Annotated in this window: 11 protein-coding genes; 5 read left to right on the top strand and 6 right to left on the bottom strand. The window is 66.2% G+C overall.

The window, feature by feature from the left end; genetic code table 11:
• The first annotated feature begins 66 nt into the window (after window positions 1-66).
• The 3 genes from JN531_RS10460 (at window position 67) to JN531_RS10450 (ending at window position 1,658) form a co-directional block, all read left to right on the top strand.
• A complete protein-coding gene (locus JN531_RS10460) occupies window positions 67-645 on the top strand; it encodes an NAD(P)H-dependent oxidoreductase (protein WP_228348811.1) in 579 nt (192 codons plus the stop codon).
• A gap of 90 nt (window positions 646-735) precedes the next feature.
• Complete coding sequence (locus JN531_RS10455; RefSeq protein WP_228348810.1) at window positions 736-1,131, top strand: ArsR/SmtB family transcription factor; 396 nt, start codon at window positions 736-738, stop codon at window positions 1,129-1,131.
• The gene (locus tag JN531_RS10450) at window positions 1,128-1,658 is read left to right on the top strand and encodes an SRPBCC family protein (RefSeq protein ID WP_228348809.1); all 531 of its coding nucleotides are present in this window, start codon (window positions 1,128-1,130) and stop codon (window positions 1,656-1,658) included. The genes JN531_RS10455 and JN531_RS10450 overlap by 4 nt, the downstream gene beginning before the upstream one ends.
• Before the next feature lie 9 nt (window positions 1,659-1,667).
• Here the strand turns inward: JN531_RS10450 and JN531_RS10445 are convergent, their stop codons facing one another.
• From JN531_RS10445 to JN531_RS10430, 4 genes are all read right to left on the bottom strand, one after another.
• Complete coding sequence (locus JN531_RS10445) at window positions 1,668-3,077, bottom strand: amidase (protein ID WP_228348808.1); 1,410 nt, start codon at window positions 3,075-3,077, stop codon at window positions 1,668-1,670.
• A 44-nt stretch (window positions 3,078-3,121) separates the two neighbouring features.
• Window positions 3,122-4,561, bottom strand: coding sequence for an MATE family efflux transporter (locus JN531_RS10440; RefSeq protein ID WP_228348807.1), 1,440 nt, complete (start codon window positions 4,559-4,561; stop codon window positions 3,122-3,124).
• A 138-nt stretch (window positions 4,562-4,699) separates the two neighbouring features.
• A complete protein-coding gene (locus JN531_RS10435) occupies window positions 4,700-5,266 on the bottom strand; it encodes a copper chaperone PCu(A)C (RefSeq protein ID WP_228348806.1) in 567 nt (188 codons plus the stop codon).
• 59 nt (window positions 5,267-5,325) lie between these two features.
• Window positions 5,326-5,889: a DNA-3-methyladenine glycosylase I gene (locus tag JN531_RS10430; RefSeq protein ID WP_228348805.1), complete on the bottom strand. Its 564-nt coding sequence runs from the start codon at window positions 5,887-5,889 to the stop codon at window positions 5,326-5,328.
• A gap of 37 nt (window positions 5,890-5,926) precedes the next feature.
• Between JN531_RS10430 and JN531_RS10425 the strand changes: the two genes are divergently transcribed.
• Window positions 5,927-6,556 carry a uracil-DNA glycosylase family protein gene (locus JN531_RS10425; protein WP_228348804.1) on the top strand — a complete coding sequence of 210 codons (630 nt, stop codon included), beginning with the start codon at window positions 5,927-5,929 and terminating at the stop codon, window positions 6,554-6,556.
• A gap of 47 nt (window positions 6,557-6,603) precedes the next feature.
• Window positions 6,604-8,151, top strand: coding sequence for an AbgT family transporter (locus tag JN531_RS10420; RefSeq protein WP_228348803.1), 1,548 nt, complete (start codon window positions 6,604-6,606; stop codon window positions 8,149-8,151).
• On the opposite strand, the gene JN531_RS10415 is transcribed toward JN531_RS10420, so the two are convergent.
• The gene (locus tag JN531_RS10415) at window positions 8,139-11,207 is read right to left on the bottom strand and encodes an efflux RND transporter permease subunit (RefSeq protein WP_228348802.1); all 3,069 of its coding nucleotides are present in this window, start codon (window positions 11,205-11,207) and stop codon (window positions 8,139-8,141) included. The two genes, JN531_RS10420 and JN531_RS10415, sit on opposite strands and share 13 nt — an antisense overlap.
• A 13-nt stretch (window positions 11,208-11,220) precedes the next feature.
• Window positions 11,221-12,291 carry an efflux RND transporter periplasmic adaptor subunit gene (locus JN531_RS10410; protein ID WP_228348801.1) on the bottom strand — a complete coding sequence of 357 codons (1,071 nt, stop codon included), beginning with the start codon at window positions 12,289-12,291 and terminating at the stop codon, window positions 11,221-11,223.
• Window positions 12,292-12,391: the final 100 nt, after the last annotated feature.

Below are 12,391 nucleotides of genomic sequence, written 5' to 3'. Positions count from 1 at the left end.
CACCCGCCCGCCCGTTCGGTTCCGCTCCGCCTCACGTGCGTCGGCGGCACCCCAACAAGGAAGCTCATGCCCAAGCAGATCACCGTCATCCTCGGCCACCCGGATGCCACCAGCTTCTGTGGCGCCATCGCGGATCACTATGTGGCGTCGGCACGCGCGGCGGGCCATGAGGTACGGCTGTTCCGGCTGGGCGAGATCGCGTTCGATCCGGTGTTGCGTCATGGCTACACACAGCGGCAAACGCTGGAACCGGGGCTGGAGGCGGTTCGCGACGCCATCGACTGGGCGCAGCATCTGGTGTTCGTCTATCCGATCTGGTGGGGTGCGATGCCGGCGATCCTGAAGGGCATGTTCGACCGCCTGTTTCTGCCCGGCTTCGCTTTCAAGTACCGCGAGGGATCGTCGTGGTGGGACCGGCTCCTGAGCGGCCGCAGTGCCCACGCCATCACCACCATGGACACCCCGCCGTGGTATTTCCGGCTGGTCTACACGATGCCGGGTCATCACCAGATGCGAAAGACCATTCTCGAGTTCTGCGGAATCAAACCGGTGCGAATCACCTCCTTCGGCCCGGTGCGTCACGCCTCGGCGGCCAAGCGAACGCAATGGCTGGCGGCGGTGGCGCGCGCTGCGGCGCGGGACTGAGACCCTGTCGTCGGCAACCGAGCGCTCCGCTTCGATTCATCATTAAACCTAACGGTTGACAATTTCGCCGCAAGGCTTATATTCAACCACATGGTTAATCATTCAGACCCTCAGCTCGACTGCCTGTTCCACGCCCTGGCCGACCCGACGCGGCGACACATGCTGCAGCGCCTGGCGCAGACACCGCAGACGGTGAGCGCGCTGGCAGAGCCCTTCGCGATGTCGCTGGCAGCCGCCTCCAAGCACATCAAGGTGCTGGAGCGCGCCGGCCTGGTGCAGCGCGAGGTGCAGGGCCGCACCCATACCTGTCGCCTCGATGCCCACCCGCTGCATGGCGGGCTGGAGTGGATCCGCCACTACGAGCGCTTCTGGACCGACCGCCTCGACACCCTCGAAGCCCTGCTGCAGGCAGAGGACCGCGATGCAGCAGCGCCACGCCGATCAATCCGCAAACCCCCTCGCAAACCCAAAAGGAGTACTCCATGAACGACTTCGGCGTCATCACCGCCCCCGACACCGTACACATCACCCGTCGCCTGCCCGGCCCCATCGAGCGGGTCTGGGCCTACCTGACGGAATCCGACAAGCGCGCCCAATGGCTCGCCAGCGGCCCCATGGACCTGCGGCCGGGTGGCGCCATCGCCCTCACCTTCAACAATTCCGAACTCACCGGCAACGACGGCACACCGCCGCCGAAATATGCGGCCCATGCCTGCCAGGCCGAAATGACCGCCGAGGTGCTGGAATGCGATCCGCCGCACCTGCTGCGGCAGAGCTGGGGCAAGACCTCGGAGGTCTGCTTCACCTTGAGGGTAGAGGGTGATCAGGTGGTGCTGGAGGTGCTCCACACACGGCTGCCCGACCGCGACAACATGCTCAGCGTTTCGGCCGGCTGGCATGCGCATCTGGAGATTCTCATCGCCCGTCTCAAGGGCGAGACGCCACCGGGCTTCTGGCCGCTGCACACCCAGTTGGAAGCCGCTTATGACCAGCGGCTTCCGCAGGCACCCTGACCGCGGCGCTCAGGTGCTTTGAATGCGCCGGAACGGCTGCGCCGCTTCCAGGCCGTAGGCGAGTTCCAGCAGGGTGCGCTCGGCGCCGTGCGCGCCCTGCAACTGGATGCCGATGGGCACGCCCTCGGCACTCCAGCCCATCGGCAAGGAGATGGCGGGGCTGCCGGCCACGTTGTTGAGCGGGGTGAAGGCGACATAACGGCGGAGGCGCTCGATGAGCGACTCGAAGGGCTGCGCCGGCGTCAGGTAACCGATGCGCGGCGGAGTGTGCGCCAGCACCGGGCTGAGCACGACGTCGAAACGGCGCTGGCGGAAGGTCTCGGCATATTGCGCGCGCGCCCTGCGCAGGCGCAGCAGGGTGCCGGGGAAGCGCCACTTGTGGCGGGCGAAGTGTTCCGCCAGCCCGCGGCTGAGCGGGTCGATACGGCGGGCGTCGAAACCGGGAGCCAGTACCTGCCGGCCGAAGCGCGACAGCATGAAGGCGAGAAAGCCCCAGTACAGCGTGAAATCGTCGGGGAAGCTGTCCGGCACCGGCGCCGCGATGGCTTCGATATGGTGGCCCTGGTCGGCCAGCAGGCGCGCGGAGTGTTCCACCGCGGCGCGGGTGGGGCCATCGGTGGCAGTGCCGGTGATGGAGTCGATCACCATGGCGATGCGCAGGCCGGCCCGCCCCGGCCCTTCCACCAGACCCACCGGCGGCAGCTTGCGGTGGCGCCAGGTGCGCTCCATGCCAGCGAGGAAGTGGGCGGTGTCGCGCACGCTGCGGGTCACCACCCCTTCCGAGATGATGTTGATGGGCAGGCCGCGTGCAGCGGTGTCGTCGACGTGGCGTCCGCGTGTCGGCTTCAGGCCTACCAGGCCACAGCAGGCGGCGGGGATGCGGATGGAGCCGCCGCCGTCATTGGCATGGGCGATCGGCACCACGCCGGACGCCACCAATGCCGCGGCACCACCGGACGAGGCGCCCGGCGAGTAGTCGGGGGCCCAGGGGTTGCGGGTGGGCGGCGTGCCGTCAGCAAACTCGGTGGCGGCGTTGAAGCCGAATTCCGGCAACCGGCTCTTGCCGAGATTGACGAAGCCCTGCGCCCGATACTGCCGCACGTAGGGGCCATCGCCCTTGGCCGGTCGCGGCGTCACTGCAGCCGACCCATGGCCGGTCGGCAAACCAGCAACATCCACGTTGTCCTTGATGAAAGTCGGCACGCCGGCAAAGACGCCCTGCACCGGCCGGGTCGCCACCCGCCGGGCGCCTTCGAAATCTGGATGGGCAATGGCGTTCAGCGCAGCCATACCCTCGGCGCGCGCGATGGCCGCCTCGCAGGCTTCAGCCGCGGAAATCTCGCCGGATGCGATCCGGGCGGCCAGCCCGACTGCATCGTCGTCGCCCAGGGCGTCATCGCGAAAGGCGTGTTGGGTCATGTCCGTGGTCCTCCATGGTGTCCGGCATGGCCGGGATATTGTCCTCAGACCTGACGATGCTTCCAGGATCCGCGGGTGAACAGCCAAAGGGTAAACAGCCCCACGGCGGTCTCGGAGACGAACACGCCCCAGAACACTCCGGTGGAGCCGCCCTGCAGCAGCAGGGCCAGTACATAGCACAGGGGAATCTGGATCAGCCAGAAGAACACCAGGTTGATCTTGGTCGGCGTCACCGTATCGCCGGCACCGTTGAACGCCTGGGTAGCCACCATCCACCAGCCGTAGACGAAGTAGGAATAGGACAGGATGCGCAGCCACTCTGCCCCCACCGCGACAACGCCAGGGTCATCCGAGAACAGGCCGATCAGCGCTTCATTGAAGCAGAAGAACAATAGCGACACGCCGACCATGAACACCATGTTGTAGCGCCCGACTGCCCACACCGAAGCCTCGGCGCGGTCGGGCTGACCGGCGCCCAAGCTCTGCCCAACGAGGGTGGCGGCGGCGTTGGACATGCCCCAGGCCGGCATCAAGGTAAACATCATGAGACGGATGGTAATGGTGGCGCCGGCCACCGCCTCGCTGCTGATGCTGGCGAGGATGCGCATGAGGAAGATCCACGAGGTCATGCCGACGACCATCTGGCCGATCCCGCCGAGGGAGGTGCGGACGATCGACAGCGCCACCGACAGGTCCAGCCGCAATTGCGCCCACCGCACCTGGATGTGCTGCCCGCCGCGCAGCAGCCAGTACAGCGCCAACAACACGCCGACCCCACGGCCAATGACGGTGGCGATGGCGGCACCCTCGATCCCCATCGCCGGCACCGGGCCCCCGCCGAAGATCAGCAGCGGATCGAGCACGATGTTGAGACCGTTGGCGACCCACAGCACGCGCATGGCGATGGCGGCATCGCCGGCGCCGCGGAAGATGGCGTTGATGATGAACAGCCAGACGATCACCAGGTTGCTGCCCAGCATCCACTGGGTATAAGCCACGCCGTGGGTCAGCACCCAGTCATCGGCCCCCATCAGGGCCAGCAGTTCGCGGGCGTAGACGATGCCCATCACACCCAGGGGCAGCGACAGCATCAGCCCGACCAGGATCGCCTGCACCGCCGCCACCCCCGCCTGGTCCGGCCGCTTTTCGCCAACCCGACGCGCCACGGCAGCGGTGACCGCCATGCCCAGCCCCATGGCGACCGCATAGAGCAGGAACAGGAAGGTCTCGGTGAGGCCGACGGTGGCCACCGCCGAGGCGCCGAGCTTGCCGACGAAGAAGATGTCGACCACCGCAAACAGCGACTCCATCGCCAGTTCCAGCACCATCGGGACGCCCAACAGCAGGATGGCGCGCCGCAGGGGGATGGCGGTGTAGTCAGCTTCGGTGCCGCGCACGGCATCGCGCAGCCCCTGCCACAGGGAACTGGGCGGTGGCGGCGGCAGTGCGGCCACTGCGGGTTGGGTCTCGATGATGTCGGTCATGCCTGGGGCGCCTTCGGTGTACGGAGCGAGTGGCCCCGCTGATCGTCGATCGACAGGGCCCGATATCGACCGGACGCTGCGGAAACGATCATCACGCCGAAACCGCCGTTACGGTTGCCCCGGCGATGACCGCACCCCCTAGTGGGTGTGTTCGCCCTCGCCGCCGTGGTCATGGTCGACATCGGCATGGTCGCCATGGTCGCCATGGGAATGGCCGGCGTCATCGCTCGGCCGGGTGGCCGAGCCCCGCACTTCAGCCGTCACGGTCTGCGCCGGGCCGTCAGTGAACTGCAGGGTCAGCGGCACCGAGGTGCCGGCCGTCAGGCCCGGCGAAGGCGCGATCAACATCAGGTGGATGCCGCCAGGGGCCAAGGTCACGGTCTCGCCGGCAGGAATCAACAGCCCGTCGGTCAGCGGCCGCATCTGCATCATCCCGTCATTCATCCGCATCTCGTGGATCTCCACCCGTTCGGCGGCCATCGTCGCGACGGCCTGCAACCGGCGGTCCTGCGGACCAGGGTTGGTCAGCGTGAGGTAGCCCCCGGCCACCGGTGCCGGTGGCGTCGGTTCGCGAACCCAGACATCGGTTACCACCAGTGCCGGCTGCGCCGCCGACACGGCGGGTGTGGCGGGCGTGACGGGCTCGGTGCCGCGGTCACAGGCGGCGAGGGTCAGAGAAACCAGAAGCAGCAGCGGCAGGCGCATGACAGGGCTCGTGCAAAAGAAGGGGGATGATGCGTCGGTGGGGGCAATCGGGCAACGGCTCAGCGCTGACACTCGGCATGCTGCGGGCAGCTCAGCAGATGATCGTTGACCACCCCGACCGCCTGCAGATAGGCGTAAAGGATGGTGCTGCCGACAAAGGTGAAATCGCGCTTCTGCAAGTCCTTGCTGATGCGATCGGACAGCGGCGTGCGGGCCGGAACCTGCTGTTGCGTGGTCCAGCGGTTGACCACCGGCTGGCCATCGACCTGCCCCCACAGATACGGCCCCAGCCCACCAACCTCGTCACGCAGCCGCAGATACGCGCGCGCGTTGCGGCGCGCCGACGCCACCTTCAGCCGATTGCGGACGATGCGGGCATCGGTGAGGCGCTGCGCCAGATCGTCGTCGCTGTAGGCCGCCATGCGCTCGATGTCGTAGCCGTCGAACACCGCGCGGTAGCCCTCGCGCTTGCGCAGGATGGTCGCCCACGACAAGCCGGCTTGTGCCCCTTCGAGCATCAGAAACTCGAACAGCGTGCGTTCGTCGTGCTGGGGGCGACCCCATTCGGTGTCGTGGTAGTGGCGTTCCTCGTCGGCCTTGTCGGCCCAGGGGCAGCGCGGCATGGTCGCTCTCACGGGTGGTTTGCGGCACAGTTTAGGCATGAACGCCGAACTCGTCGCCGACCCCAATGGCCCGGCGGACCCCGGCTCGCCGCTGGGCCGGCTGGCGACCGAGGTCCGGGCCTGCACGCTGTGTGCCGCGCACCTGCCGCTGGGCCCGCGCCCGGTGATCCGGCTGGATGTCCACGCCCGCGTCCTCATCATCGGCCAGGCGCCGGGGACCCGCGTGCATGCCAGTGGCACGCCCTGGGATGACCCCAGCGGCGACCGCCTGCGCCGCTGGCTGGACGTCGATGCTGACGCCTTCTATGCGCTCGAACGCTTCGCGCTGATGCCGATGGGCTTCTGTTATCCCGGCAAGGGCCAGGGCGGTGATCTGCCGCCGCGGCCGGAATGCGCGCCGCGCTGGCATGCGCCTTTGCGTGCGGCGATGCCGAACATCCGCCTTACGGTGCTGCCCGGTCGCCACGGCCAGCAGTACTACCTCGACACACGCGGCGAATCGCTGGAGACCACCGTGCGCCGGTATCGGGACTTTCTCGATCACGGCTTCTTCCCCCTGCCGCATCCCAGCCCGCGCAACACCCGCTGGCTACGCGACCGACCCTGGTTCGAGGCCGAGGTGGTGCCCGCGCTGCAGCAGGCGGTTGCCGCCGCCCTCACCGGCTGACGGCGCGCTGCCACTACACTGCGGGCTGACCCGCGACTGGACCGCCCGTGACCGACACCGACACCGCGCCTGCTGACTCCCGCCTCGACCGTGCGCTCGCCGCCATCGAGCGCACCGGCAACGCCCTGCCCGATCCGGCACTGCTGTTCGTCGGCCTGCTGGCCATCGTCTGGGCGTTGTCGTGGGCCCTGTCCGGCATCGATTTTGGAGTGATCGACCCGCGTACCGGTGCGTCGCTGGAGGTGCACAACCAGTTGAGCGCCACCGCGCTCACCCGCTTCATGACTGAGCTGGTCCCCACCTTCAGTCACTTCCACCCGGTGGGAGTGGTGTTGGTGGCCCTGCTGGGGATCGGCGTGGCCGAGCACACCGGCTTCATCAATGCCGCACTACGCGGCCTGCTGGCGGTAACTGCACGCCGTTGGCTGACACCGATGCTGATTGCCGTCGGCATTCTCAGCCACACCGCCGCAGATGCCGGTTACGTGCTGGTGATCCCCCTGGGCGGCGTGATCTTCTATGCCGCCGGGCGCCATCCGTTAGCGGGCATCGCGGCGGCGTTTGCCGGTGTCTCCGGCGGATTCTCGGCCAACGTGGTGCCGTCGGCCCTGGACCCGATGCTGGCCGGGTTGACCGAAGCCGGCGCGCAGATCCTCGATCCGTCGTTTTCGGCCAACCCGCTCAACAACTACTTCTTCACCGGCGTGTCATCGGTGCTGATCATCGCGCTCGGCTGGTGGTTGACCGACCGGGTGGTGGAACCCCGTCTGCAACGGATGCCCCTCGACGGCGAACTGGGCGATCTGCCGACCCTCACCGCGCTCGACGCCGTTGAACGCCGTGCGCTGCGATGGGCGCTGGCCCTGATGCTGACGTCAGTGGTGCTGCTGGGCCTGTCGATGCTGCCGGCCGAATCCGCCTGGCGCGCCGCCGACGGCGGCCTCACCTCGGCCGGCGCGCCGCTGATGCAGGCCATCGTCGGCCTGATCTTCCTGCTGTTTCTGCTGCCCGGCATCGCCTACGGGGTGGCGGCCGGCACCGTGCGCAGCAGCCGCGACATCATCACCGGCATGAGCAAGACCATGAGCACCATGGGCTATTACCTGGTGATCATGTTCTGCATCGCCCAGTTCGTGTCGGCGTTCAGCCACTCCAACCTCGGCGTACTGCTGGCACTGCAGGGGGCAGCGGCGTTGCAAGCGCTGGCGCTGCCGGGGGCGATCACCATCGTCGGCATCATCCTGCTCACCGGCGTGATCAACCTGTTCGTCGGCTCGGCCTCGGCCAAGTGGGCGCTGCTGGCGCCGATCTTCGTGCCGCTGCTGATGCAGTTGGGGCTGTCACCGGACCTGACCCAGGCGGCCTACCGAATCGGCGATTCGAGCACCAATATCATCACGCCGCTGATGCCCTACTTTCCGCTGGTGGTGGTGTATTGCCAACGCTACGTGAAGGGCACGGGCGTCGGCACCCTGACGGCGATGATGCTGCCCTATTCCGTCGCCTTCCTGCTGCTGTGGACCATCCTGCTGATGATCTGGTGGGCGATGGGCCTGCCGCTGGGGTTGCAGGCCAGCTATGCCTATGCGCCTTGAGCCGCCTCGTCGCGGCGTACGCGAAACCACGCCGCATAAAGCGCCGGCAGGAACAACAGCGTGAGCCCGGTGGCGGCGATCAGGCCGCCCATGATCGCCACCGCCATCGGCCCGAAGAAGACACTGCGTGACAGCGGGATCATCGCCAGCACCGCCGCCAGCGCGGTCAGCACAATCGGACGGAAGCGCCTCACTGTGGCGTCGATGATGGCCTCGTAGCGCGGACTGCCAGCCGCAATGTCGTGCTCGATCTGGTCCACCAGAATCACCGAGTTGCGCATGATCATGCCGGACAAGGCAATGGTCCCGAGCATGGCGACAAACCCGAACGGCGCCTGCAGAAGCAGCATGAAGATCGCCACGCCGATGATGCCCAACGGCGCCGTCAGCACGACCATCATCACCAGCGAGAAGCGTTTGAGCTGAAAGATCAGCAGGGTCAGCACGGCGATGACGAACACCGGCATGCCCTTGTTGACCGACTTCTGACCCTTCGCCGATTCCTCAACGGTGCCGCCCTGGGTGATGAGATAGCCCGGCGGCAGACTGTCCTGCACCGGCCCCAGTTGTGACTGGATCTGCGCGGTGACCACCGGCGCCTGCACGTTGGTATAGACGTCGGCGCGCACGGTCACGGTCGGCAGTCGATCGCGTCGCCAGGTAATACCGTACTCGTGGTCATATTCGAACGTGGCAAGTTGATCGAGCGGAATACTGCCGCCAGTGGCGGTGGGGATGGCGGTCGATTCCATCAAGCTCATGTGCTGGCGTTCATCTGGTGGCCCGCGGAACAAGACGTCGATCAGTTCGTTGTCCTGCCTAAGCTGGGTCACCCGCAGTCCGATCAGGGAATTCTGAAGGTACTGGGCCACCGATTCGGCGCTGACGCCCAGGGCCTGGGCGCGATCCTGATCAAGAATCACGCGCACCGTTTTCGATGGCTCCACCCAGTCGAGATGAGTGTTGGCAGCGTTGGGATTGGCCCGCATGATGGCGGCGATCCGCTCGGCCACCTGATGCAGGATCTTCGGGTCTTCACCCGATACCCGGAACTGCACCGGGTACCCCACCGGGGGGCCATTCTCCAATCGCAACACGCGCCAGCGTGCATCCGGGAACACTGCCGGCAGTCGCTGCACCAGCTCGCGACGCACGCGTTCGCGTGCCTGCAGGTCGCGGGTGGTCACCACGTACTGGGTGAAACTCGGTGTCGGCAGCTGCTGGTCCAGCGGCAGAAAGAAGCGCGGCGCACCGCTGCCGACATAGCCAACGAAGCTCTCGAGATCATCAGCGATGGTGGGTTCGCCCTTGAGCAGCGCCTCCAGTCGCAGGGCGGCATCCTGTGTTGCCTGCAATGACGCGCCTTCGGGCAGCTTGATATCGATCATCAGCTCCAGGCGGGTCGAGGCCGGAAAGAACTGCTGCGGCACCAGACGGAACAGCGACACCGAGCCGACGAACAGGGCGACGGTGACGGCGATAACAATCCAGCGATGATCGACACAGCGAGCCACCAGTCGACGGAATCGCTGATAGAAGCGGGTCTGATAGGGATCGTGATGCTCGCCTGCCGCCCGCTCCGGCAACAGCTTGTAACCGAGATACGGCACGAACACCACGGCCGCCAGCCACGAAATCAGCAGCGACAGGCCAACCACCTGGAAGATCGACCGCGTGTACTCACCGGTAGAACTTTCGGCGATGCCGATGGGCAGAAATCCGGCCGCCGTCACCAGGGTGCCGGTCAGCATCGGAAACGCAGTGGAGGTGTACATGAAGGCCGCCGCCTTGGCGCGGTCCCAGCCCTGCTCCATCTTGATGGCCATCATCTCCACCGCGATGATGGCATCGTCCACCAATAGCCCCAACGCCAACACCAGGGCGCCCAGGCTGATCTTGTGCAGGTCAATGCCAAAGTACTTCATGGCGAGAAAGGTCATCGCCAACACCAGCGGAATCGACAGTGCCACCACCAGCCCGGTACGCAGACCGAGCGAGAAGAAGCTCACCAGCAACACGATGATGACCGCCTCGGCCAGAACCTTGACGAACTCGGCGACGCCGCGCTTCACCGCGCGAGGCTGATCGGCGATTCGACTGAGGGTGAGACCCAGCGGCAAGGTCTCCTGAATGCGGTTGAACTCGCGGTCGAGCGCCTTGCCGAGCCGGATGATGTCTCCCCCTTTGACCATCGAGACGCCGATGGCCAGCGCTGGCTCGGCGCCAAACCGGACCTGCGGCGCTGCTGGATCGGCGTAGCCCCGGTGCACTTCGGCAACGTCTGAGAGACGGATGGTTCGGCCTTCGTAGCTGATGGCAAGCGTAGCCAGCTGTTCAGCCGTCTTGATGTGGTTGTTGGTGCGGACATAGATGCGATCGTGTCCAAGCTCGAAGTATCCGGCCGGAGCGATCGCGTTGGCTGCCCGGATGGCCTCGAACACGACCTCGGGCGGCACCCCTAGACGCGCCTGTTTGGTGTTGGCAAACCGGACTTCGATGGTCTGCGGCTGGGTCCCGAAGAATTCGACCTTGGCAACGTCGGCGATCCGCAGTAGCCGCGCACGAATGCGATCCCCGTAGTCCTCCAGCTCGGCATCGCTGAAATCCTTTCCGGTGAGGGCATACATGTTGCCAAAGGTGTCGCCGAATTCATCGTTGAAGAAGGGGCCAAAGGTTCCGGCCGGCAGGGTGTGGCGGATATCGCCGACCTTCTTGCGCACTTCGTAGAACGCATCGGAAATCCGCTTGGGATCGATGTCGTCGCGGACAAAGAAAAACACCTGACTTTCACCCGGCCGCGAGTAAGAGCGGATGAAATCGGGGTAGGCGCTTTCCTGCAGCTTTTCCTCGATACGGTCGGTAACCTGGGCTTCCACTTCCTCTGCGGTGGCTCCGGGCCACTGGGTGTTGATCACCATCACCCGAAAGGTGAACGGCGGATCTTCAGACTGCCCCAGCGTGAGATAGCTGTAGGTGCCGAGCACCGCAAACAACACCATGAAATACAGCACGATGCCCTGGTGATTCAGGGCCCAGCGGGAGAGGTTGAAGTTCATGGGCCGGTCCGACTCAACGCTCTGCACGCTGGCGCTGGATCACCGTCACCGCCTGACCGGGACTGAGCAGATGGACCCCCGCCGAGACCAGCGCGCGGTCCGGGCCGAGGTCACCCGCCACCACCACGCCCTGCTCGGTGTAGCGGTCCACTTCGACCGACAGCGGATGCACCGTGTCGTTCTCGTCCACCTGCCACACCACGGGTGTGCCATCGAGCTCGCCCAGTGCCGAAGACGGGATACCGAACAGCGGACGATCAGCCCCCAGCTGCAAGAACGCCGAGGCGGTCATGCCGAGCCGCACGCGGTCGTCAGCATCCACCAAGGCGAGGCGCACGCGATGGGTCCGGGTCAGCTGATCGGCCTGCGGCGAGATTTCGCGCACGGTCGCGGTGTAGCGAGACGCTGGCAGCGCCCACAGCCGGACCTGCAAGCCGGGCGCCTGGCGGAGACCGTCGAGTCGGCCCTCGGGCACTTGGACCTCGACTTCCCGGCTCTCATCCGGAACGAACTGCAGCACCGGCTGCCCGAGCGTGAGCACTTGCCCCGGCTCGGCCAGCACTCGGGTGATGAGGCCATCGCGGTCAGCGGTGAGATCGGTATAGCGTCGCTGGTTGCGGCTTACGGCATGCTCGGCCTTCGCCTGGTCCAACCGTGCCATCGCCAGCTTGTAGGTATTCTCGCGTAGCTCGAAGGCCGAGGCACTGATGAAGTTGCGTTCGAGCAGGCCGCGGTAGCGCTCAAGCTCCGCTTCCGCGAGCCGCAGGTCGGCCTCGGCGGCGGTCACCGCGGCCTGTGCCGCATTGCTGGCAAGTCGGGTGTCTTCGGGGTCGATCCGGGCCAACAACTGACCGGCCTTCACCTGGTCGCCGGCATCCACCTCACGCGATACCAGCTTGCCGCCAATGCGGAAGCCGAGCGCGGCTTCCTCACGCGCCACCACGGTGCCGGGAAACAGGGAGGTCCCCGCTACGGCAACCGGCTGCGGAAACTCGACCACCACTGGCCGCTGCGGCACGGTGAGCCCGGAGTTCTCGCCACAGGCGGCCAGCGTAACCACCATCACCGCTGTCCAGATACGCATACACTTCCCGCCCTTCGCTCGGCTGTTTATAAACTGTACCGTATAGTATATAAATTCGATCCACGCGCAAGCGTAGACTCCACCGAGCCCAGAAAAGGAT

It is taken from the genome of Flagellatimonas centrodinii (assembly GCF_016918765.2).
Taxonomy (GTDB): Bacteria; Pseudomonadota; Gammaproteobacteria; order Nevskiales; family Nevskiaceae; genus Polycyclovorans; species Polycyclovorans centrodinii.
Note: the sequence above shows the minus strand (reverse complement) of the source record. Positions and strands in the feature narration are given on the sequence as shown.